We start from the raw sequence: 21,860 nt of genomic DNA, 5'->3' as shown, positions 1-21,860 counted from the left end.
CACCCACGTCACCCTCCTGGAGTTCGCAGATGAGTTCGCCGCGCCGCACCCGCAGATCCAGCGCCTTACTCCTCCTGGCCGCCGTCGCGCTTACCGCCACCGCGGCCACCGCCTGCAGTGTCGAGTCGAAGGACGACAAGGACACACCGGCCGGCGGTGCCACCGGCGCCGCCGCCTTCCCGGCCCCGCCGGCGCCGGCGATCTCCCCGGGGGTCACCGCCGACAGCATCAAGATCGGCTTCGTCTACCCGGACCTGTCCAAGGTCAAGCAGTACGTCGACGTCGACCACGGCGACTACGAGGCGGTGGCCGGCGCCATCATCGACAGGATCAACAGGGACGGTGGCATCAACGGGCGCAAGATCGTCCCGGTGTTCGGCGCGGTCGACGTCCTCTCGCCCACCGGAGCGCAGGAGACCTGCGTGAAGCTGACCGAGGACGAGAAGGTCTTCGCCGCGGTCGGCAGCCTCAACGCCGAAGACGTGAACTGCTATGTGCAGACGCACAGGACGCTGGTCGTCGGCGGCGACCTCACCGCCGCGCGGTACGCCAAGGCCCAGGCGCCGTGGTTCTCCGACCAGCGCGGCGGCGACGAGCTCGGCCAGGGCCTGGGGCTGTACGCCGACAAGGGTGAGCTGGCTGGGAAGAAGCTCGCCGTGGTCGCCTACCGCGACGACCAGGCGGTCCTGGACAGGACCGTCCTGCCCGCCCTGGCGGCCAGGAACATTCCCGTCACCGAGACGGGTGTCCTCGACGCCGACACCACCGACCCGGCCGCGGTGTCGTCGCAGCTCAACGTCTTCATCCAGAAGTTCCAGTCCGCCGGCGTCGACACCGTGCTGCTCGTCGGAGGCTCGCAGGCCCAGTTCCCCGCCGAGCTCCAGAAGACCAGCTATCGCCCCCGCCTGCTGTTCGGGAGCGTCAACACCGCCTCGGCCTATGTTCTCGGCGCCCGCAACGGGGACCTGGGCGTGCTCAGCGACGCGCTGGCCATCGGCCAGGCCGCCGACTACGCCGACCCGGCCGTCAACACCTGCCTCTCGACGGTCGAGGCCGCGGTGCCCGAAACCAAGGGTAAGATCATCGATCCGGCGCTGGTGGCCCCGAAGGAAACCGGGTGGGGCACGTCCGAGTCGGCCGCCTGCCGCTACCTCACCCTGTTCCAGGCCATCGCCGCGAAGGCCGGCAAGGACCTCACCTACAAGTCCTTCCAGGACGCCGGTTTCGCGCTGGGATCCTTCCACGTCCCGGTTCTGGCCGACGCCGCGACCTACAGCCGTGAGACGCCGAACGGCGACATCCCGCCGCGCATCTTCGCATGGGATCCGGCGAAGAAGGGCTTCTTCCTCGCCGCGGGCTGACCCGTCCGCGCACGTCCGCAGTGGTCGCTGCTTCTGAGGAAGAAGTAAGGATTTTGGCTGCTGGAACAACCGAAATCCTTACTTCTTGCGGATCGCCAAGCGACTCCATGACCCCTTTTGCGGCCATTGGTGAGAATCGCTGGCGCTGGGCGGCAGAAAGGGATCCCCGGTGCGCCCGGGAATTCGCTCCCCGCTCGTCACGGGGTCTTCGAAAACAAACAGGGGACACAAGCATGACCGCCACCACGCTGCCGCCGGGCAGGATCGAGGACCTCGTCCGCCGGCTGACAGTGGAACAGAAGGTCGCCCAGCTCACCGGATTCGCCGTGACCGACCTCATCGCGCGGCGGCCCAGCCCCAGCCCCGGCCCTGGTTCCGGCTCCAGCCAGGGCCCGGCGGGTGCGGCGAGCCCCGCGCTGGACGTCGAACGGCTGCCGGCACTGCGGCCCCACGGCGTGGGACATCTGTCGCTGGCCTGGTTCCTCGGCCATGACGCCGAGAGCCTGCGGACGGACCTCGCGCGCGTCCAGGCGGCCGTCCGCGCGGTGACGCCGTTCGGGATCGGTGCGCTCGTCCACTTCGAGGCGATCAGCGGCCTGCTGCACAGCTCGGGCCCGCAGTTCCCGACGGCCTGGGCGCAGGCGGCCACCTGGGAGCCCGCGCTCGTGACCCGGGCCGCCGCCGTGACCGCCGCCCACATGCGCGCGGCCGGGATCGGGCACGCGCTGTCCCCGGTGATGGACCTCGCCCGGGACCCGCGCTGGGGCCGGGTGCACGAGACCTACGGGGAGGACCCCGAGCTCGCCGCGCAGCTCTGCGTCGCGTTCGTCCGCGGCATCCAGGGCGCCGACGGGACGTCCGGCGTGCTCGCCACCGGGAAGCACTTCGTCGGCTACGGCGCCTCCGAAGGCGGGCTCAACCAGGCCGTCACCCAGCTCGGGCGACGCGCGCTGGTGGACGAGTACGCCGAGCCGTTCCGCCGCGCGATCGCCGAAGCCGGCCTCGCGTGCGTCATGAACTCCTACAACGAGATCGACGGCGTTCCGTGCGTCGCGGACCGCTGGCTGCTCACCGAGCTGCTGCGCGACCAGCTCGGCTTCGCCGGGGTCGTCGTCAGCGACTACGACTCCGTGACCCTGCAGACCCACTTCTTCCGCACCGCGGACTCACCGGCCCAGGCCGCTGTGCGGGCGATCAGCGCCGGCCTCGACGTCGAGCTCCCCGGCGACGCGAACTACGCCTTCCTGGTCGACGAGGTCAGCAGCGGCCGGCTCGACGAACAGGTCATCGACACCGCTGTGGCCCGGGTGCTCGCCGCCAAGGCGCGCGTCGGACTCGTCCCGGGCATGACGCCTCCCGGCCGGGCGCCCGGGACGGGGACGGGGACGACCGGGGCGCGGGCGCCCGGGGCGCCCGCGCCCGGCCACGACGAGGCCGCGACGGTGCGCCGGGCCGTCGCGGAACGGGCCATGGTTCTGCTCGACAACGACGGGACGCTGCCACTCACGCCCCGCGGCGGCCGGATCGTCGTCGTCGGCCCGGCGGCCGACGAGCTGCGGGTCCATTTCGGGGCCTACACCTCGGTCTCGAACGCCGAGGTGCCGCTGGGGATGATGGCGGTGCTGACCGGGCAGGTCCCCGGCGTCGACCCGGCGACCTTCGTCTTCACCGACATCTTCCAGCCCCGGATGCCGGGGCTCGACGGACGTTTCGAGGCCGAGGCGCGCAGGATCCACCCCGACGCACCCACCGTGCTCGACGCGCTGCGGCGTACCGACCCGTCCGTCGAGCACGTTCCGCTCGGGCGGTTCGAGGCGGACCCTGCGCAGCCGCTGGACCGGGACGCGGTGGAACGGGCGGTAGCCGGTGCCGACGTCGTCATAGCCGTGGTCGGCGAGCGGACCGGCTGGGTCGGCAACAACACCGCGGGCGAGGGCCAGTCGACCGCCGAGCCCGCCCTGCCGGGTGACCAGGAGGCACTGGTCGCCCTGCTGGCGGCCACCGGGAAGCCGCTGGTGACCGTCGTCGTCTCGGGACGGCCGCTGCTGCTCGACGCGGTGGCGTGGGTGTCCAACGCGGTGCTGCTCGCGCCGCTGCTCGGTGAGGAGGCCGGCCAGGCGATCGCCGACACGCTCTTCGGCACCGTCAACCCGAGCGGCAAGCTGCCCAGCACCTTCCCCCGGCACCTGGGCCAGCTGCCGATCTACCACGGCCACCACCACGGCAGCGGGTACGGCCATCCCACCGGGGCCCGGCACGGCTACAACGACCTGGCCGACCCCAGCCCGCTGTACCCCTTCGGACACGGCCTGTCCTACAGCACCTTCGACGTCGCCTTCGATGACTCCCTCGGCGACTCCCTCGGCGACTCCGCCAGCGACTCCGCTGGCGACTCCTTCGGCGACTCCGCCGGGCCGGCGGTCGAGGAGACCGGCGGGCTCATCCGCGCCCGGCTCGTCGTGGCCAACACCGGCCCTGCCGACGGCGAGACGGTCGTGCAGCTCTACGCCCGCGACGAGGCCGCCACCGTGGTCCGGCCCGTCCGCCAGCTGATCGGCTTCACCCGCCTCGCGCTGCCCGCGGGCGAAACCGCGACGGTCACGCTCGAAGCCCCCGTCGCACGGCTCTTCCACACGAGGTCCGACGGCACCCGGGGCATCGAGGCCGGCGAGGTCACCGTGCTCGCCGGGCTCGGCAGCGACGACATCCGCTGCACCAGAACGATCACGTTGCCTGCGTCCGATGCCTGACCGGACCGTTCCCGCCGTCGTGTCCGAGAAGCGAGGTCCCGTGTCCCACCCCTGGAAGGCCAGCTTCATCGCCGCGCCGGCCGGCGCCAACGGGCTCGCCACCGGGCGTGGTACCGAGCCGGTGCCGGCGCCGTACCTGCGGCGGGAGTTCACGGTCGGCCCCGGCCTGCGGTCGGCCACCCTGCACGTCACGGCCCTGGGGCTGGTCGAGGCCTACCTGAACGGCAGCCGGGTCGGCGACGAGGTCCTCGCCCCCGGATGGACGTCCTACCGGCATCGGCTGGTCGTGAGCAGCCACGACGTCACCGGCGCGCTGGCGGAGGGTGTGAACGCGCTCGGCGTGGTTCTGGGGGAGGGCTGGGCCGTGGGCCGGCTGACCTGGGAGGGAGGCAGGCGGGCGCTGTGGGCCGGCCGGCCGGCCGGATTCCTGCAGCTCGATCTCGACTACGGCGACCGCGTCGACGTGGTCGGCAGCGGCGCCGACTGGCGGGCCGGTACCGGCGCGATCCTCGCCGACGGCATCTACGACGGTGAGACCTACGACGCGCGCCGCCATCCGGACGGCTGGGACCAGCCGGGTTTCGACGACTCCGGCTGGTCGCCGGTCGACGTCATCGAGCACGACCTGGGCGCCCTCACCGGGCCGACCGGGCCGACCGCGCCGACCGCGCCGCCGATCCGGCGGATCGAGGAGGTGGCGCCGGTCGAGATCCTGACCACCCCGGCCGGCCGGACGGTCGTCGACTTCGGGCAGAACCTGGCGGGCTGGGTCCGCCTCACCGTCCGCGGCGACGCCGGCACGACGGTCACCCTGCGGCACGCCGAGATCATGATCGGCGGTGAGGCGGACTTCCGGACCAACCGGACCGCGCTCGCCACCGACCGGTACACATTGCGCGGCGGCGGAGATCCGGAGACGTGGGAGCCGAGGTTCACCTTCCACGGCTTCCGCTACGTCGAGGTCGACGGCTGGCCCGGGAACCTCGACGCCGACGCGCTGCGCGCGGTGGTCGTGCACAGCGACCTGCGCCGGACCGGCTGGTTCGAGACCTCGAACGAGCTCGTCAACCAGCTGCACCGCAACGTCGTCTGGTCCATGCGCGGCAACTTCGTCGGGGTGCCGACGGACTGCCCGCAGCGCGACGAGCGCCTCGGCTGGACCGGCGACCTGAACGCCTTCGCGCCCACGGCCGCGTTCCTCTACGACGTCCGTGACCTGCTCGGCGCCTGGCTCGCCGACCTCGCCGCCGAACAGGGGGAGAAGGGGTACGTCCCGCTGGTCGTCCCGGACGCGCTGGGTATGCCCGTCACCACCCCCACCGCGCTGTGGGGCGACGTCGCGGTCAGCCTGCCCTGGGCGCTCTACCAGGAGTACGGCGACCCCGACATCCTCGCCCGCCAGTACGTTTCCATGACCGCGTTCATCGACAGCATCGAAGGTCTCCTCGACGAACGAGGCCTGTGGAACAGCGGCTTCCAGCTCGGTGACTGGCTCGACCCGGACGCCCCGCCCACCAACCCGGCCGGCGGCAAGACGAACGCCTACCTCGTCGCCACCGCCTACCTGTGCCGGACGACCGGCGAACTGGCCCAGGCGGCCGACGTCCTCGGTCGCGCGGACGACGCGGCCCGCTACTGGGCGCTGCACCAGCGGGTCCGCGCGGCGTTCCGCGACGAATGGGTCACCCCCACCGGGCTGGTCGCGAACGACTCGGTCACCGCCTACGCCCTGGCCATCTGCTTCGACATCCTCGATGCCGCCCAGCAGGCCCGCGCCGGCGGCCGGCTCGCCGAGCTCGTCACCAAGGCCGAACATCGCATCAGCACCGGCTTCGCCGGCACCCCGCTCGTCACGCACGCGCTGAGCCGCACCGGCCACCTCGACACCGCCTACGCCCTGCTCCTGCAGACGGACTGCCCGTCGTTCCTCTACCCGGTCACCCAGGGCGCCACGACAATCTGGGAGCGGTGGGACGCCGTCACCCCCGACGGATCGCTGCAGGACACCAGCATGACGTCGCTCAACCACTACGCGCTCGGCGCCGTCGCCGACTGGCTGCACCGTGTCGTCGGCGGCGTGGCGCCGGCCGAGCCCGGCTACCGGCGCCTGCGGATCGCGCCGCAGCCCGGAGGCGGGCTCACCCACGCGACCGTCGCCCACGACACCCCGCACGGGCGGGTTCGCGTCGCCTGGCGGCACACCGCCGACGACCGGATGACGGTCGAGGTCACCATCCCCGGCGGCACCACCGCGGACGTCGTTCTCCCGCACCATCCGGACGGGCTCACCGCCCACGTCGACGCCGGCGAGCACCGCTGGGAATACCGCATTCCACGGTCGGTTCGGCCGGAATACACCCTCGACACCCCGCTGAAGGTGCTTTTCCACGATGCCCGGACCTGGGCGGTGGTGCACGCCACGCTCCGCCGGCACCTGCCGCAGTTCGGCGCGGCCGACAGCGGCACCGAGCCGTCCCTGCCGAACCTGCGGACCCTGCTGGGCTACTTCCCCGAACAGGCACCGGCCATCGAACACGACCTGCTCGCCGTACTCGCGGCGCCCTCGGCCAACGGCTGACGCCCGCCCTACCCCGCGACACCGAGAGGATTATCGATCATGAATCAATTCCCGGATGGTTTTCTGTGGGGTGCCGCGACCGCCGCCCACCAGGTCGAGGGCGGCAACGTCAACGCCGACCTGTGGGCCGGTGAATGGGCTCCCGGATCGCGGTTCGCCGAGCCGTCCGGTGACGCCTGCGACCATTACCACCGCTATCCCGAGGACATCGGCCTGCTCGCCGGACTGGGGCTGAACGCCTATCGTTTCGGGGTCGAATGGGCCCGGATCGAACCGGAGGAGGGCTATTTCTCCCGGGCCGCGCTCGACCATTACCGGCGCATGGTCGGCACCTGCCTGGAGAACGGCGTGACCCCCGTCGTGACCTACAACCACTTCACGACGCCCCGCTGGTTCGCCGCGGCCGGCGGCTGGAACGGCACCGCCGCCGTCGACCGGTTCGCCCGCTACGCGGCCCGGGTCACCGAGCACATCGGGGACCTGGTGCCCTGGGCCTGCACCTTCAACGAGCCGAACGTGATCTCCATGATGGTGCACCTCGGAATCGTCCCGGCGGCCGCGCGCGAGGACGGCCTCGGCCTGCCCGACGGCACCGGTGGCACCGCCGGTACCGCCGGCACCGGCGCTGACGGCCAGGCGGGCGGGCAGTCGGGATCGGGCGGGAGCTGGCCCGCCCCGAACATCGAGGTGATGGCGGCCGCGCACCGCAAGGCCGTCGAGGCGATCAAATCCGGCCCCGGCAACCCCGCCGTCGGCTGGACCCTCGCCCTCATCGACCTCCAGTCCGCCGACGGCGGCGAGGTGCGCTGGGCCGCGACGCGGCAGGCGGCCGAACTCGACTGGCTCGACGTCTCCCGCGACGACGACTTCGTCGGCGTCCAGACCTACACCCGGGAACGGATCGGGCCCGGCGGCGTCCTGCCCGTGCCGGCCGGGGCCGCGACGACCCAGACCGGCTGGGAGATCTACCCACAGGCCCTCGGGCACACGGTCCGGCTCGCCGCCGAACACGCGGGCGTGCCCGTCCTGGTCACCGAGAACGGCATCGCCACCGCCGACGACGAAGCCCGCATCGCCTACACCGCCGCCGCCCTCGACGGCCTGGCCGGCTGCATCGCCGACGGCGTCGACGTGCGCGGCTACCTCCACTGGTCCCTGCTCGACAACTTCGAGTGGACGTCCGGCTATGCGATGACCTTCGGACTGATCGCCGTCGACCGGAGTACCTTCGCGCGCACGGTCAAGCCGTCCGCGCGCTGGCTCGGCGAGATCGCTCGCGCGGGCCGCCTCCGCTGACCGGCGCAGGACCAGTGCGTGCGAGTTCCTCGGTGGGAAGGGCGGGATGCGGGATGGTGCGACAGCCGACGAGCCAGGACAGGTTCTCGTTCGGGCTGTGGACGGTGGGCTGGCCCGGGGCGGATCCGTTCGGTGCCGCGACCCGTCCGGTGCTGGATCCCTGGGAGTACGCCGGCCGGCTGGCCGAGCTCGGGGCGTGGGGGATCACCTTCCACGACAACGACGTGTTCCCGTTCGACGCCGACGAGGCGACCCGCGAGCAGCGGGTCCGCCGGCTCCGCGACGCGGCGGACACCGCCGGCCTGGTGATAGAGATGGTCACCACCAACACCTTCACCCACCCGGTCTTCAAGGACGGCGCCCTGACGTCCAACGACCGGTCGGTGCGACGGTTCGCGCTGCGCAAGGTGCTGCGCGCGGTGGAGATCGCCGCCCAGCTGGGCGCGAGCACCTTCGTGATGTGGGGTGGCCGTGAGGGCGGCGAGTACGACGGGTCGAAGGACGTCTACGCGGCCATGGAGCGCTATCGGGAGGGCATCGACACCGTCGCCGGCTATATCAAGGCCCAGGGCCACGACCTGCGGATCGCGCTGGAGCCGAAGCCGAACGAGCCGCGTGGTGACATCTTCCTGCCGACCGTCGGGCATGCGCTGGCGTTCATCGCGGAGCTTGAGCACGGTGACATCGTCGGGCTCAACCCGGAGACCGGCCACGAGCAGATGGCGAACCTGAACTACACCCACGCGCTCGGTCAGGCGCTGTGGAGCGGGAAGCTGTTCCACCTCGACCTCAACGGCCAGCGCGGCCTGAAGTACGACCAGGACCTGGTCTTCGGTCACGGTGACCTGCTGTCGGCGTTCTTCACGGTCGACCTGATCGAGAACGGCTTCCCCGGCTACCCCGACGGGCCGCGCTACACCGGTCCCCGCCACTTCGACTACAAGCCGTCGCGGACGGAGCATCTGGCCGGCGTCTGGGAGTCGGCGCGGGCGTGCATGGCGACCTACCTGCTGCTGGCGGAGAAGGCACAGCGGTTCCGCGCGGACCCCCGGGTGCGGGAGGCGATGGCCTACGCCGGCGTTCTCGAGCTCGCCGAGCCGACCCTGGCGCCCGGTGAGACCGCCGCCGACCTGTTGGCCGACGATGACGGATTCGACCCCGACAAGGCCGCCGAACGGGACTTCGGTTTCGTCCGCCTGCAGCAGCTCGCCGTCGAGCACCTGCTCGGCTGACCGCGCCGAGCGCAGCGGGAGAAGAAGAGTGCAGCGGGAGAAGAAGAGTGCAGCGGGAGAAGGCGAAAGCAGCGGGAGAAGGCGATGACCCTGGTCGCGGGTGTCGATTCGTCGACCCAGTCGTGCAAGGTCGTCATTCGTGCGGCCGAGTCCGGCAGATTCGTCCGCGCCGGCAGCGCGCCGCATCCCGACGGCACCGAGCTCGACCCCGAACACTGGTGGACGGCGTTGCGCACCGCGATCGACCGGGCCGGCGGGCTGGACGACGTCGCCGCGATCTCGGTCGCCGGCCAGCAACACGGCATGATCTGCCTGGACTCCGAGGGCGACGTCATCCGGCCGGCACTGCTGTGGAACGACACCCGTTCAGCCCAGGCGGCCCGCGACCTCGTCACCGACCTCGGCGGCGGCGACCCCACGGCGGGCGCCGCGGCCTGGGCCGACGCGGTGGGCTCGGTCCCGGTCGCCTCGTTCACCGTGACCAAGCTGCGCTGGCTCGCCGACCACGAGCCGGACGCCGCGGCACGCATCGCCGCGATCGCGCTGCCCCACGACTGGCTCACCTGGCGACTGGCCGGAGCCCGCTCGCTCGACACCCTGCGCACCGACCGCTCCGACGCCTCCGGCACCGGCTACTACGACGCCTCCGGCGCTGCCACGGGCGGCTACCGTCGCGATCTGCTCGCGCTCGCGCTGCGGCGCACCCCCGGCGAGACCGCACGGATTCGCCTTCCCGAGGTCGCGGCGCCCGGCGAGGCGGTGGGCCGCGGCGACCCCGGCGCCGGGCTCGGGCAGCTGCTGCTGGGCCCCGGCTGCGGCGACAATGCGGGCGCCGCCCTGGGCCTGGGCCTGCGGCTCGGTGAATGCCTGCTCTCGCTCGGTACCTCAGGTGTGGTCGCGGCGGTGTCGCGGGTCGGCACCCGGGACGCCTCCGGCGCGGTGGCCGGTTTCGCCGACGCCACCGGCCACCATTTCCCGCTGGCGTGCACGCTCAACGCCAGCCGCGTCCTCGACGTGACCCGCCGGCTTCTCGACGTCGACCGTGACACGTTCGACGCTCTCGCCCTGGGCGCCGGGCCGGGTGCGGGCGGGCTGGTGTTCGTGCCCTACCTCGAAGGGGAGCGCACCCCGAACCTGCCCACCGCCACCGGCTCGCTGCACGGCCTCTCCGTTGCCTCGACCACCCGGGAGAACCTCGCCCGTGCGTCCGTCGAGGGCCTGCTGTGCCTGATGGCCGACTGTGTCGACGTCCTGCGGGCGCAGAACGTCGACGTCGGGCGGGTGACGATGGTCGGTGGCGGTGCCCGCTCACGGGCGGTCCGCGCTCTGGCGCCGGAGGTGCTGGGTGTCCCCGTCGCCATCCCGGCGCCCGGCGAGTATGTCGCGGACGGCGCCGCCCGCCAGGCCGCCGCGGTGCTGCTCGGCGGTCAGCTCGACTGGCCGGCGGTGGACGCCGCCATCCACACCGCGCCGCCGCGCCCCGAGATCCGGGAGAGGTACCGCGTGGCCGCCACCACGGCCGCAGGAGCATCACCGGCATAGGCAACGAGCGCGTGCAAGCCCGACCAGAAGCGGGCTGGCGGAGGCGGTCTGATCGCCGAATCGTCGGTGCCGTGATCCGCAGGTAGACCGGGACCGGGACCGGCTCGTCGAACTGGTCGACTGGCTGCAGGCGGAGCACGGCCCCGTCACCGAGGATGAGCGTGCGGCAGCGCTCGACGAGTTGGAGGAACTCGACGCCGAACATGAGCGGCGCCGTACCGCCGGGCAGCGTGACGCCGGAGAGGCGGCGTGAGGCAACAGACCGGCGAGCGCGGGCGACGACGTCGTCAGGCAGGTCTGACGTCCTCTCAATTCAGCGAACGAACGTTCGTACTTCAATGCCGAACACCCGGTCGCTATGCTGTGGTGATGGCAGGCCGCCGCTCCGTCGCCGCCGCGCTCGACACCCGTGCGGCGATCGTCCGGTGCGCCGCGGACATCGCCTCGGTCGAGGGCATGGAGGGCGTCACGATCGGCCGGCTCGCCGCCGAGCTGGAGATGAGCAAGTCGGGGGTGATCGGCCACTTCGGGACGAAGGAGCAGCTTCAGCTCGCCACCCTCGAGTACGCCGCCGACCGTTTCCGGGTACGCGTGTGGGATCCGGTCAGCCACCGACGGCCAGGCCTCGACCGCCTGCTCGCGATCTGTGAGTCCTGGACACGCCACGAAGACGACCCAGGTTTCCCGGGCGGCTGCTTCATCGCGGCCGTGACGTTCGAGTGGGATGGCCGGACCGGCCCGGTGCACGACGCGCTCGCCAAGACCACGGAGCTCTGGCGCCGCGTCCTGCGCCGGGAGATCGAGACGGCGGTGGCAGCGGGTGAGCTCGCCGCCGACACCGACCCGGGGCAGGTCGTCTTCGCCCTGGAAGCGCTGGCCGTCGGCGTCAACCCCGCCCGGCAGCTCCACGGCGACGACCTGGCCCCCGCCTGGGCGCTGCGCGCCATGCACGCGGTGCTCGGAGTCCCCGCGCCGTCGGGTACCTGATCCGTCCGAACCCGTTCGACCGCTGCATCGGTGTGTCGGTGCGTCAGGCGTTCCCGGTGGTGGCGTGGGCGCCGGGGCCGTTCCAGTCGACCAGCTGGACGATGACGCCGTTGGGGTCGCGGACCTGGAAGGCGCGTTCCCCCCATTCCTCGGCTGTCAGCGGCATCGTGATGGTCACGCCCGCGCGCTGAAGCCGGGCGAGCTCGCCCTCCAGGTCGTCCACGACGAAGGCGAGGATCAGCCCGCCTGCGTGGTTGTCGCGCTGGTCGGCGGGCAGGGTCGGCAGCCCGCGGCGTAGGTAGACGACGTTCATGCCGGCGTCCGCACGGCCCAGGGAGGCGAAGCCGTCGGCGGACATCAGCTCCGTGAAGCCGAAGTGCCTGGTGAGGAAGGCGGCAGAGGCGTCGACGTCGTTGACGTTCAGCGACACGGCGGACGAGGTGATCTTCATGGGGATCCTCCGGAGCCTGGCGAGCCGTTAACTCTGTACGCAGTACATCATACAATGTACAGAGTTTCACGGGCGATGATGGCTACCGTGACAGCAGAACGATCGGGCGCCGGCGATCCGGCCCGCACGCTGGCGCTGCTGTGGGGCGAGGCACCGGCGGCCTCACGTCGCGGGCCGAGCCGGGCACTGGACCTCGCCGCCGTGGTCAGCGCCGCCACCGATCTCGCCGACCAGGAAGGCCTGGCCGCGGTGACCATGCGGGCCGTCGCCCGAATCCTGGGCGTGGTCCCCATGACGCTCTACACCTACGTACCGGGCAAGGAGGAACTGCTCGACCTGATGCTCGACGCCGCCTACGCCCGGATGCCGCGCGCGGACACCGCTGGTGCGCCCTGGCGGCAGCGGCTCACCGCCGTCGCCGACGACAACCGCGCCCTGTTCGCCGCGCATCCCTGGGCGGCCCAGGTCGGCACGCTGCGTCCTCCGCTGGGGCCGGGCCTGATGGCCAAATACGAGCACGAGCTGTCCGCCTTCGACGACCTGGGCCTCTCGGACGTCGACCGGGACGACTGCCTGACCTACCTGCTGTCCTTCGTCCAGGCCAACGCCCGCGCGGCCCACGAGTCGGCAAGTGCGGCGGCCGGCCCCGACGGTGACGACACGCGGTGGTGGGCGCGGGTCGGGCCCATGCTCGCCCGCGTGCTGGACGAACAGCGCTACCCGCGTGCGAGCCGCGTCGGCACGGCCGCCGGCCAGGCACATGGCAGCGCCCACGACCCCGACCACGCCTACCGCTTCGGCCTCGCCCGCCTCCTCGACGGCCTGGCACCTCTCCTCGACGGCCCGGTCCCTGGGTGAACGGCGCCGACCCGGATCGGACCGGTGTCGGGATCGGGGTCGGCGTCGCGCGGCGCCGCCGACCTCGATCCGGCAGGTCGTCCTCGCCTTATGCGGCCGGGAATGCTCGCGTGCTCAGCTGTGGCCGTGCGTCGGCCGACGTCTACGCGAGGCCGTTGTCCTTGAGGAGCCTGTCGACGAGCTCCATGTATTCCAGGTGGCCCTTGAACGGGCCGCGCTTGCCGATGGCGACCTCGAGGAACGGGCCGTACTCCTCGTCGTTGACGAAGGTCTGCCAGTGCCGGATCTCGCCCGCGTCGTTCGTCTCGATGAAGGTGGTCGAGTAGAAGCCCATCTTCACGCCGGCCCTGGTGTGGCCTTCCCACCGGACGCGCGCGACATATCCGTTCTCGGCGGCCCAGGTGGCGTAGTCGACCAGTTTCCAGTCGGGGAAGGTGACCGAGTAGGCCTTGGCCTCCCGGATGGCGGAGTCCGCCATTGCGGTGAGGATCAGCGAGGCGTCCGCGCCACCGGAGATCTCCCCGAGGTTGATGACGTCATCGCCGGTGAAGTACGGCGACGAGTAGATGGCGTCGGTCGCGAACTTCCAACCGTCGTAGGTCGCGCCGTCCTTCACACCCTGCTGGAGATACGCGTCCCGGTAACCGTCGGCCATCCGTCGGTGTAAGGCGATCTTCTCTTCAAGGTTCATCTGACCCTCGCTTTCTTGTCGCTGGTCTCGCCCTGATCGGCTCGGGCGCTCCTGTGCACGTGGGGGGTGCCTGGCGGCCTGAGGATCACGGGATGGACAGGTTATTAATCAACAGTATGATTAATTCTGGGAGGTGTGCAACAGCTGAGGCAAGGGTCCCGCCTGGCCGGCACCGCACTCGTCCGCAGTGCGCTAAGGGGATTCGACGAGGACTGCTCTTTCCGGGCACTCGTACGCCGCTCGCCTGGCGAGTTCGGCCAGCTCGTCGGGAATCCGATCGACAGCCACCTCGGCATAGCCGTCGTCGGTGAAGGTGAAGACCTCGGGACAGGTCGAGACGCAGGCGCCGTGACCGGCACAGCGCTCCGGGTCGACGGACGCGATCACGCTCCACCGTCGGCGGGGGTGTAGCGGATGTGGAGTTTTGTGATCCCACGCAGGATGAAGGTGGGCAGGTAGGTGTAGCGCCGCTCCCCGGCGGGGCCGTGCTGCTCCTCGTCGATCCGGATATCGGCCGTGCGGTCGAACAGCCTCTCGAGGCTGACCAGCGCCTCGGCGCGGGCGAGCGGAGCCCCGGGGCAGCTGTGGACGCCGCGGCCGAAGGCGACGTGGCTGCGGGCGTTGGCGCGCTCGATGTCGAACGTGTCGGGTTCGGGGAACCTGCCCGGGTCGCGGTTCGCCGCGGCGTTGGCCAGGAAGACGACGGTGCCGGCCGGCAGCGCCACACCACCGACCTCGACCGGGACCTTCGCCAGGCGGAAGTCGCCGCGGATGGGACTCTCGTACCGAAGGGCCTCCTCGACGAAGCCCGGGATCAGGTGGCGGTCGGCCCGTAGTCTCGCCTGCAGCTCGGGGTTCTCGCCGAGCATCATCACCGCAGTACTGAGCAGGCGGACGGTTGTCTCCTGGCCGGCGGCGAAGAGGTTCGCGGCGACGCAGACCGCGTCGAGCACCTCCGGTGTGCGTCCGTCGGGAAATGTTGCCGAGGCGACACCGGTCAGGACGTCGGCACGCGGATGGCGGCGGCGGTCCTCGATGTAGCCGGTGAACTTCTCGTAGAGGAATTCGAGCGGCGACTGGGTCATCGGGTCGTCGCCGGTGCTGCCGAGTGTTCCGCCGTGCGGCCGGTTGAGTCTCGTGACGAACTCCGGCTGGTCCTCCGCCGGGACGCCGAGCAGGTCGGCGATGACGAGCATGGCGAACGGGGAGGCGAAGGCGCGGTTGAACTCGCAGTGCCCGCCGGTCAGCGCCTCGTCGAGCTGACGGTCGGCGAGCCGCCACATGAACTCCTCGTTCTCCTTGAGACGGCGAGGGGTGATCATTTTTGAGAGCAGCGCGCGGTGCGCGGTGTGGGTCGGCGGGTCCAGCGTGGGCAGCTGGTCGCTCATCGGCAGCCGGTCACGGTGCTCGGCGATCAGCGCCGGGACGTCTCCGCCTTCGAGCGGAACCGGAAAGCCGGGGAAAGGCCCGGTGACGGAAAGGCAGGACGAGAACCGCTCGGTGTCGTTGTAGATCGCCAGCGCCTCGTCGTATCCGGTGATCATGACGACGTCATGATGTTTCTCCCGGCGGACCGGGCACTCCCTGCGCAGGTCGGCGAGATAACTGTACGGATCGTGCAGAAGGCTGTTGTCGGTGAAGAAGTCGACGGAGTCGATATCCATGAAACCTGCTCCTCTCGCATTCGCCGTACCGTCGCGCGCGAGAAGTTCTCCGGCGCAGGGAACCGGCGACATAAACATGGCAGGACGCGTCGGGAGGTCGATCCGCATCGCCGCAGCACCAGAAAATGTGCGTGCACCGCGCGTCGCGTGCTGTCAGAACAACCTCAGAGGCTCGCTATCCGGGCCTGGTCGAAGAACATCCCCCGAATAAGCAGCTTCAGGGCGTGAACGGTGGTGTGGAAAGTGTCGGCCGGTGCGGTCAGTGCATGGTCGTAAAGGCCCATGAGCAGCACGTCGATGGCATTCGTGGCGGCCTGGACGTCGACCTGGCTCCCGAGGATTCCCTGCGCGTCGGCCTCGCGCAGGATCTCGGCGACGACCGTGTGCACCGCTGCGACGATGGTGTCGCTTTCCTCGGCCAGGTGCAGGTCCGCGGCGCTTTCCACCCGGATCGCGCGGTCGAAGGGGACCACGTCCGGGTTGTCGCGGATCATCCGGGCAACCTCGTCCAGGACGGCCATGAGCTTGTCGAGGACACCGTCGACGGACCCCACCGCGGCCGTGAACCGAGGGGAGGTCTGCCGGGCGACGTCACGAAAGGTCTCCTTGACCAGCTCGGCCTTGTTCGGGAAGTAGTGGTAGAGGCTGCCACTGGTCATGCCCGCCGCCCGGGCGATCTCACGGATGGTGGCGCGCGCATAGCCGACCTCGGCGACACAGTGCAGCGTCGCTTCAAGAATGCGCTGTCTCGTCTGATCGCCCCGGGAGCCGACCGGCCTGCCCAACAGCGACGGAGTGCTCGCCACGGATGAATCTCCTGGTTGTCGTCTCCTCCAGTCTCGCATGCGGACGTCGGGCGAAGTGCCTCGCCGTCGCGCCCGCGGGGGAGTAACGCACCGCGGTGGCGCATGGCAGGTCGTGAGGTGCTCACGACAGATCAAGGGGATCGTCGGTTCCGATCCCGAAGGTTCGCAGCATGGCCGACACCGTCTCGTAGGCGCCGACGGTGAAGATGAGGTCGAGCATCTGCTGGGTGTCGAGCTCGGTGGTGAGTGTTGCCCAGGTGCCGTCCGTCAGCTGTCCATCGGCGATGATCTCGTCGACGGCGCGCACGAGCGCCGATTCAAACGGGGTGAAGGGTGTTTCGGTGGAGCCCTCCGCGGAGCCGTCCCCGGAACTGGCCGCGATGCGCCCGGCGTCTTCTGCGATGTTTCCTGTCTCCTCGGCGGTGAGCCCTGCCTCCTGGGCGAGGTGGAGATGTTCCGCCCACAGATAGTCGCAGCCGCGCGCGGCGGCGACGCGCAGGACGAGGAGCTCGCGCTGCCGAGGGGTGAGCGTCGTCGCGAGCAGCACCTGGCCGTTGAAGGTGAAGAACGCCCGGGCGAGCGCGGGATGGTGCGCGAACGTTCCCAGCATGCCGAGCACCTTGGGTCTCCCGCCGGCGCTCGGTAGGGGATAACGCGGTTCCGCGGGGATCATGGCGGCCAGGGCGGCGCCCATCTCCGGCGGGAACTGGCGAGGCCGCAGCGGTTCGACGCGGGCCATATGGGTGATACCTTCCTGCGAGGGCTGTGAAAGGCCGGTATGTGTGCGTCACTTCGTGATCTGGATTCCCTCGTAGCTCGTGAGTGTCTCCGGTCCCGGCAGCTGCATCTGCAGATAAACGGCGAGATGGATCACCTTGCCGTCGGTGTCGTACTCGTAGGTCGTCGCGGAGTTCACAGTGCTGCTGAAACCGCCGGTCGTGCTGCGTTCCTCCAGCTCGAGCAGCACCAGCGAGCCGGTTTCGGTGACCCGCCTGAACGAGCATTCCCATTCGGAGATCTGCGCCCACCGGGTGAGGAACGCGACGTATTCCGCCCAGTTCATGACCTCCTTGAACGGGCCGATCCGTTCGAAGGTGTCAACCGCGACCAGCTCGGCGACAGGCGCCCAGCGCTCGGCCGAGAAACCGGGCTCCTTGCCCGCGTCGACCAGTTTCTTCATCAGCCGGGTGTATTCCAGCGCGGCCCGGGCGAGACCGGTGTGGTCGCCGATGACCTCGTCGAGGTCGTGCAGCGCGAGCGCCATAGCGATGCTCCCAGGAATGAGGGTGAGGGCGGGGAACTGCGGACCTGCGCCGCGCGGCGGCCCGGCGGCGCGGTCAGCCGGTCAGCCGGTCAGGACTTCGCGCCGGCCAGGTAACCGTTGAGCACATGGTGGAAGGCCGCGACGACGATCTCCTCCCGGGTTATCGTCTCGAACTCCAGGCGGCTGTTGCGCAGCCCGGCCTGCTGGCGCTGCATCTGCTCGTAGTCCTGCTGCAGCGCTTCGAAATAGGTGTGGCTGCCCGGCTCCGTGACGACTGTCGGCTCCACCTTCGCCACCTCGGCGAGCTCCGTCGGCAGGTACATGTAGCTGGCGACCCGCCAGACGCATCGGTTCGGGTCACCAGAGGGGTGCGGGGTGGGCATGACGATGTGGCACTCGCCCGCGCGGACCGTCATGAAGAAGTTCGGGAACAGCACCCAGCCCTGGTTGTCGGTCATCTGGTTGTCCGTCAGCCCACTGACGTCCAGACCCATTCCGGTGAGCGTGTCGCGGGTGGCCCGCTGTAGCAGCGTGCGCGCGGTGACGCCCTCCGGGAAGACGAGGGTGCCGTCGGCGCCGCGGTATTCGGCGACGAGCTCCTCGAAACGAGGAAGCATCAGCGGAATCGCGGGGAAGGTCTCGGGGAGCTTGCGGATTCCGGCGACCTGCTCCTCCGGGCCGAACTGCTCGCCCCTGGGCACGTCGAACGGTGTCGTCGCGACGCTGTGGTCGCCGAGGAACCGGTAACGGCCCGTCTCCGGGTCCGGGAAGATCACGTTCAGGAGCTGCGGGTGGACGCCCCAGATGTGGTAGCCCTCCTGGAAGGCATCCATGACGACCTTCCAGTTGCATTCGAGGGGTTCCTCGACGTCCATGACGGTTATGAACTGGTCCATCGTGTAGGGCTGGAGCAGCTCGACGACCTCGGGGCCGAGGTACTCGGCGAGCGGCTTCGCCTCAGGGTCGGGATTCAGGAAGACGAAACCGCCGAACGTCTCCACCGGAACGGGAAGCAACGGGACGTTATTCCTGTCGACGCCCGCGAGGTTTTCGCGCAGGATGCCCCGGCAGTTGCCCTCCAGGTCGTAGGACCACAAGTGGTACTGGCAGAGGAACTGGCGTGAGGTGCCGGAGCGCTCCGCACACAGCAGGTTGCCGCGGTGGCGGCAGGCGTTCACAAAGCCCCGGATCACGTCGTCGCGGCCTCGCACCACGATGAAGGACTGGTCGAAGAGCTGGTAGGTCTTCCAGTCACCGGCCTTCGCGAGTTCGTCGGCCCGGCCGACGATCTGCCAGGTCTTCTTCCAGACCAGCTCGCGTTCCTGTAATGCGATTTCCGGCGAGGTGTAGCGCTCGGTGGGAATCTTCCACTGGAAGTCGGCCGGCGCGGAGTGCAGGCCCGACAGCCCAGTCGCCGGGTCGTCGAGCCACTCCCCGGGCCGGGTCGGCTGCGCCGGCCGCGTCGGCTGTGTCGGTTGCGCCGCCTTGATCGTCATCAGTCCAGACCTCCTCGAGCAGGGCGAAACAGGGTCGAAGGGTTTCCGTGTGCGGGGGTCGTGCGGGGACCACCGGCCGAAGAAAAAATCGATCGCTTGATTAGCGGCATGATGGGCGCCACACTCGGGCACTGTCAAGCCACCCTCACCATCAGCAAGGACGGACACGCATGCGCTTCGAAGGGACCACCGCGGTCCTGACGGGCGGGGCGTCAGGCCTCGGGCTCGCGATCACCGCCGCGCTCGCGGCCCGCGATCACCGCCGCGCTCGCGGCCCGCGATCATCGCCGCGCTCGCGCTTCCGCCGCGCCGGCCGCCCCGAGGACATCGCGAACGCCGCGGTGTTCCTGTGCGGCGACCGGACGGGAGCTGACGGGCGTCCTGATTGCTTGTGTGGCTCGGTGCCGGGGGACACATGTGGTGTTGCTGCGGACAACGGGCGTTCACCGTGCCGCCAAGGGAGCGTCGGACGGTCGGCCAGATGACGTGTCATGCGGCCGGTGGGCGTCGGGCGATGGCGGATGGGGGTCGATGGGCGACGGCACGGTCCAGGACACGCGCGGATGCTCCGCGGTCCATGAGCGCCCGCGGTGCTGGGGGTACGGGTCGGCCTGTCTCGTCCCGGGCCCTGGGGCGCGGGCGTGGCATGGACCCGGAGTCACTGTTTGCGGCATCTGGAGCGGCAGGCCGCGTACTCGCGGCCAAGGACTGGTCCGCCACGACACTGGGCCCGCCTCGGGACTGGAGCCCGAGCCTGCGGACAGCGGTGTGCATCTGCCTGGAGTCCCGGTTCCCGATGATTGTCATGTGGGGATCGGAGCTCGCATACATTTACAACGACCCGTGTATACCTAATCTCGGCGACAAACATCCGGCTGCTATGGGCATGCCGCTCCGGCAGGTCTGGCCGGAGGTCTGGGACGAGTTGTACCCTCTGTCGGCCCAGGTGATGTCCGGGGGCGGGGCGACGTGGTCGGCGAACAAACGCCTCCTGATTCGGCGGCACGGCTACCTGGAGGAGGCGTACTTCACCTTTTCGTTCAGTCCCATAAGGGAAATTTCCGATGGTGCGCGTATAGCCGGAGTCCTGTCGACGTATCAGGAGACGACCCGAGAACTGATCCATTCCAGGCGCCTGGCCTGTCAGCGGGAGCTCACCGCCACCCTTACGCGGTTGCGGACGCAGCGCTCCGTATGCACCCGTACCCCCGCAGTGCTGGAAAAATATCCGGAGGATATTCCGTACAGCATCGTGGTGCTCTGGGACAGGCTTCCGTCCTTGTCGGCGCCGCTGGCGGTCGCGGCATCAGGACTGGGAGAGCGACGGGCGACCCGGCATGCGCTCGCGGTGCTCGATCGCAGTGGCGTCCTGCCTGAGGTGGTGGATGCGACGTCGCTGGCGGGCGGGCGGGTTGTCTCGCGGCTTCCGGAGTGGGAGTCCGTCCAGTTGGCCGGCGGTTCTCCCGCGCCGGCAACCGCGTTGGTGGTGGCATTGAGGAACCGCCCGGCTGCCACTGCCACGCCCGCCGGCCTCCTCGTCATCGGGGTCAGCGACCTGCTTGCGCTGGATCAGGACTACCGGGATTTCGTCGAGGCGATCGCCGGCCAGATCTCGCTCGGTCTGATGCTGGCACGTGCGCGTGAGGCCGAGCGCACCCGCGCGGACGCCGCGCGGCGCAGTTCGCTGCACGACGCTCTCACCGGGCTGCCGAACCGGACCTCGTTCCTGCGGAATCTTGGCAGGGCGCTTCTCCGCTCCCGGCGGAGAAGCGGTCGGGTGGCTGTCCTGTTCGTCGATCTCGACGGCTTCAAGGCAGTGAACGACACGCTGGGCCATCGCGCGGGTGACGATCTGCTCCGTGAGGTCGCGGGCCGGCTGCGGCGAACCGTCCGGCCCGCCGATGTCGTGGCGCGGTTCGCCGGCGACGAGTTCGCGGTGCTCTGCGAGGAGATCGCGACGGTTGGTGCGGTCGAGACGATCGCCGGTCATGTCGTCGATGCGCTCGCACTGGCCAGGCGCGGCGACAGGCCGACGGTCGCCGCCAGCGTCGGCGTCGCGCTGTCCGGCCCGGGGCTCCTTGACCCCGAGGAACTGCTCAACGCGGCTGACATTGCGATGTATTCCGCCAAGCGGCAGGGCCGGGGGCGCTACCTCCTGTATGAGGAGGGCATGAGGAGTTGAGCTTCGCCGCCTATGTCCCCAGCGGGCGGCGGGCCAGCAGCTGTGCCTGGCGGCCCCGTTCCCCGTCTGTCGGTGTTCGTACCAGCTGCGCGACCTCGACCAGCCCGGCCTGCGCCGCCAGCTCCGTGAGCTGGCCGGGCGGCCAGCGGTAGGCGCCGGTCACCCGGTGGTCGTAGGTGTGCACCTCGGCGTCGGGCTCGTCGGTGGCCAGGAAGCCGAGCAGCAGATGGCCGCCGGGTGCCAGCACGCGGTGCACCTCCGCGAGGGCGTCGGGAAGGTCGGCGGGCGGGGTGTGGATGAACGAGTAACGGCAGAGGGCACCGCTGAGCGTGCGGTCCGGCAGGTTCAGCGCGGTCATCGTGCCCACCTCGAACCGCAGCCCCGGATGCGTGCTCCGAGCCAGGGCGACCATCTCCGGCGACAGGTCCACGCCGAACACGTCCAGCCCCAGCCCGCGCAGGTGGGCCGTCACGTGGCCCGGCCCGCAGCCGAGGTCCGCGACCGGGCCAGGCAGGGGGCGGACGAGGTCGGCGAACACGGACAGCAGCGCACGCTCCAGCGGCTGGTGGTCGAGCACGCCGGCGAAAAGCTCCGAGTACACCTCGGCCACACCGTCATACGCCGCCGCGACGGTCGCCAGATAACCCGGGGCGGATTCAGCCATGGCTGATTATCCCGGTGCGTTCTCGTGGTGCGTTCTCG

The 21,860-nt window shown here is 70.4% G+C and carries 18 protein-coding genes and 1 pseudogene; 10 read left to right on the top strand and 9 right to left on the bottom strand.

Annotation, left to right across the window (positions count from 1 at the left end):
* The first annotated feature begins 29 nt into the window (after nt 1-29).
* The 8 genes and pseudogenes from ACG83_RS23255 (at nt 30) to ACG83_RS23225 (ending at nt 11,746) form a co-directional block, all read left to right on the top strand.
* The gene (locus tag ACG83_RS23255) at nt 30-1,361 is read left to right on the top strand and encodes an ABC transporter substrate-binding protein (protein ID WP_054568319.1); all 1,332 of its coding nucleotides are present in this window, start codon (nt 30-32) and stop codon (nt 1,359-1,361) included.
* A gap of 233 nt (nt 1,362-1,594) precedes the next feature.
* Nucleotides 1,595-4,111, top strand: a complete 2,517-nt coding sequence (locus ACG83_RS23250; RefSeq protein WP_054568318.1) for a glycoside hydrolase family 3 N-terminal domain-containing protein — start codon at nt 1,595-1,597, stop codon at nt 4,109-4,111.
* A gap of 40 nt (nt 4,112-4,151) precedes the next feature.
* Nucleotides 4,152-6,689, top strand: coding sequence for an alpha-L-rhamnosidase (locus ACG83_RS23245; RefSeq protein WP_054568602.1), 2,538 nt, complete (start codon nt 4,152-4,154; stop codon nt 6,687-6,689).
* 39 nt (nt 6,690-6,728) lie between these two features.
* The gene (locus ACG83_RS23240; RefSeq protein WP_063793175.1) at nt 6,729-7,985 is read left to right on the top strand and encodes a glycoside hydrolase family 1 protein; all 1,257 of its coding nucleotides are present in this window, start codon (nt 6,729-6,731) and stop codon (nt 7,983-7,985) included.
* A 53-nt stretch (nt 7,986-8,038) separates the two neighbouring features.
* Nucleotides 8,039-9,217: a xylose isomerase gene (gene xylA / locus ACG83_RS23235; protein ID WP_054568316.1), complete on the top strand. Its 1,179-nt coding sequence runs from the start codon at nt 8,039-8,041 to the stop codon at nt 9,215-9,217.
* Nucleotides 9,218-9,301: 84 nt separating this feature from the next.
* Nucleotides 9,302-10,759: an FGGY family carbohydrate kinase gene (locus ACG83_RS23230; RefSeq protein ID WP_054568315.1), complete on the top strand. Its 1,458-nt coding sequence runs from the start codon at nt 9,302-9,304 to the stop codon at nt 10,757-10,759.
* An 88-nt stretch (nt 10,760-10,847) separates the two neighbouring features.
* Nucleotides 10,848-11,012: pseudogene (locus ACG83_RS48040) on the top strand (CopG family transcriptional regulator); the annotation flags it as partial.
* Nucleotides 11,013-11,128: 116 nt separating this feature from the next.
* Nucleotides 11,129-11,746, top strand: coding sequence for a TetR/AcrR family transcriptional regulator (locus ACG83_RS23225; protein ID WP_054568601.1), 618 nt, complete (start codon nt 11,129-11,131; stop codon nt 11,744-11,746).
* A gap of 43 nt (nt 11,747-11,789) precedes the next feature.
* On the opposite strand, the gene ACG83_RS23220 is transcribed toward ACG83_RS23225, so the two are convergent.
* A complete protein-coding gene (locus ACG83_RS23220) occupies nt 11,790-12,197 on the bottom strand; it encodes a VOC family protein (protein WP_054568314.1) in 408 nt (135 codons plus the stop codon).
* 78 nt (nt 12,198-12,275) lie between these two features.
* Between ACG83_RS23220 and ACG83_RS23215 the strand changes: the two genes are divergently transcribed.
* A complete protein-coding gene (locus ACG83_RS23215) occupies nt 12,276-13,055 on the top strand; it encodes a TetR/AcrR family transcriptional regulator (RefSeq protein WP_054568600.1) in 780 nt (259 codons plus the stop codon).
* Nucleotides 13,056-13,197: 142 nt separating this feature from the next.
* Here the strand turns inward: ACG83_RS23215 and ACG83_RS23210 are convergent, their stop codons facing one another.
* The 7 genes from ACG83_RS23210 to ACG83_RS23180 form a co-directional block, all read right to left on the bottom strand.
* Complete coding sequence (locus ACG83_RS23210; RefSeq protein ID WP_054568313.1) at nt 13,198-13,746, bottom strand: hypothetical protein; 549 nt, start codon at nt 13,744-13,746, stop codon at nt 13,198-13,200.
* A gap of 192 nt (nt 13,747-13,938) precedes the next feature.
* Nucleotides 13,939-14,133, bottom strand: a complete 195-nt coding sequence (locus tag ACG83_RS23205) for a ferredoxin (protein WP_054568312.1) — start codon at nt 14,131-14,133, stop codon at nt 13,939-13,941.
* Nucleotides 14,130-15,410 carry a cytochrome P450 gene (locus tag ACG83_RS23200; protein WP_054568311.1) on the bottom strand — a complete coding sequence of 427 codons (1,281 nt, stop codon included), beginning with the start codon at nt 15,408-15,410 and terminating at the stop codon, nt 14,130-14,132. Before ACG83_RS23200 ends, ACG83_RS23205 begins: the two co-directional genes overlap by 4 nt.
* A gap of 164 nt (nt 15,411-15,574) precedes the next feature.
* The gene (locus ACG83_RS23195; protein WP_235498117.1) at nt 15,575-16,216 is read right to left on the bottom strand and encodes a TetR/AcrR family transcriptional regulator; all 642 of its coding nucleotides are present in this window, start codon (nt 16,214-16,216) and stop codon (nt 15,575-15,577) included.
* A 121-nt stretch (nt 16,217-16,337) separates the two neighbouring features.
* A complete protein-coding gene (locus ACG83_RS23190; protein ID WP_054568309.1) occupies nt 16,338-16,955 on the bottom strand; it encodes a carboxymuconolactone decarboxylase family protein in 618 nt (205 codons plus the stop codon).
* A gap of 48 nt (nt 16,956-17,003) precedes the next feature.
* The gene (locus tag ACG83_RS23185) at nt 17,004-17,480 is read right to left on the bottom strand and encodes a hypothetical protein (protein ID WP_054568308.1); all 477 of its coding nucleotides are present in this window, start codon (nt 17,478-17,480) and stop codon (nt 17,004-17,006) included.
* An 89-nt stretch (nt 17,481-17,569) separates the two neighbouring features.
* Nucleotides 17,570-18,976: an SRPBCC family protein gene (locus ACG83_RS23180; RefSeq protein ID WP_054568307.1), complete on the bottom strand. Its 1,407-nt coding sequence runs from the start codon at nt 18,974-18,976 to the stop codon at nt 17,570-17,572.
* Between the two features lie 796 nt (nt 18,977-19,772).
* Between ACG83_RS23180 and ACG83_RS23175 the strand changes: the two genes are divergently transcribed.
* A complete protein-coding gene (locus ACG83_RS23175; protein ID WP_235498116.1) occupies nt 19,773-21,158 on the top strand; it encodes a sensor domain-containing diguanylate cyclase in 1,386 nt (461 codons plus the stop codon).
* Between the two features lie 10 nt (nt 21,159-21,168).
* Here the strand turns inward: ACG83_RS23175 and ACG83_RS23170 are convergent, their stop codons facing one another.
* Nucleotides 21,169-21,822: a class I SAM-dependent methyltransferase gene (locus ACG83_RS23170; protein ID WP_054568305.1), complete on the bottom strand. Its 654-nt coding sequence runs from the start codon at nt 21,820-21,822 to the stop codon at nt 21,169-21,171.
* Between the last annotated feature and the right edge of the window lie 38 nt (nt 21,823-21,860).

Source organism: Frankia sp. R43, assembly GCF_001306465.1.
GTDB lineage: Bacteria > Actinomycetota > Actinomycetes > Frankiales > Frankiaceae > Parafrankia > Parafrankia irregularis.
Note: the sequence above shows the minus strand (reverse complement) of the source record. Positions and strands in the feature narration are given on the sequence as shown.

Bases quoted from the DNA above. Each gene is read 5' to 3' on its own strand.
- ACG83_RS23210 (WP_054568313.1), bottom strand. From the start codon at position 13,746: ATGAACCTTGAAGAGAAGATCGCCTTACACCGACGGATGGCCGACGGT.
- ACG83_RS23170 (WP_054568305.1), bottom strand. From the start codon at position 21,822: ATGGCTGAATCCGCCCCGGGTTATCTGGCGACCGTCGCGGCGGCGTAT.
- ACG83_RS23190 (WP_054568309.1), bottom strand. From the start codon at position 16,955: ATGGCCCGCGTCGAACCGCTGCGGCCTCGCCAGTTCCCGCCGGAGATG.
- ACG83_RS23250 (WP_054568318.1), top strand. From the start codon at position 1,595: ATGACCGCCACCACGCTGCCGCCGGGCAGGATCGAGGACCTCGTCCGC.
- ACG83_RS23175 (WP_235498116.1), top strand. From the start codon at position 19,773: ATGATTGTCATGTGGGGATCGGAGCTCGCATACATTTACAACGACCCG.
- ACG83_RS23200 (WP_054568311.1), bottom strand. From the start codon at position 15,410: ATGGATATCGACTCCGTCGACTTCTTCACCGACAACAGCCTTCTGCAC.
- ACG83_RS23185 (WP_054568308.1), bottom strand. From the start codon at position 17,480: ATGGCGCTCGCGCTGCACGACCTCGACGAGGTCATCGGCGACCACACC.
- ACG83_RS23240 (WP_063793175.1), top strand. From the start codon at position 6,729: ATGAATCAATTCCCGGATGGTTTTCTGTGGGGTGCCGCGACCGCCGCC.
- ACG83_RS23225 (WP_054568601.1), top strand. From the start codon at position 11,129: ATGGCAGGCCGCCGCTCCGTCGCCGCCGCGCTCGACACCCGTGCGGCG.
- ACG83_RS23230 (WP_054568315.1), top strand. From the start codon at position 9,302: ATGACCCTGGTCGCGGGTGTCGATTCGTCGACCCAGTCGTGCAAGGTC.
- ACG83_RS23255 (WP_054568319.1), top strand. From the start codon at position 30: ATGAGTTCGCCGCGCCGCACCCGCAGATCCAGCGCCTTACTCCTCCTG.
- xylA (WP_054568316.1), top strand. From the start codon at position 8,039: ATGGTGCGACAGCCGACGAGCCAGGACAGGTTCTCGTTCGGGCTGTGG.
- ACG83_RS23180 (WP_054568307.1), bottom strand. From the start codon at position 18,976: ATGACGATCAAGGCGGCGCAACCGACACAGCCGACGCGGCCGGCGCAG.
- ACG83_RS23215 (WP_054568600.1), top strand. From the start codon at position 12,276: ATGGCTACCGTGACAGCAGAACGATCGGGCGCCGGCGATCCGGCCCGC.
- ACG83_RS23220 (WP_054568314.1), bottom strand. From the start codon at position 12,197: ATGAAGATCACCTCGTCCGCCGTGTCGCTGAACGTCAACGACGTCGAC.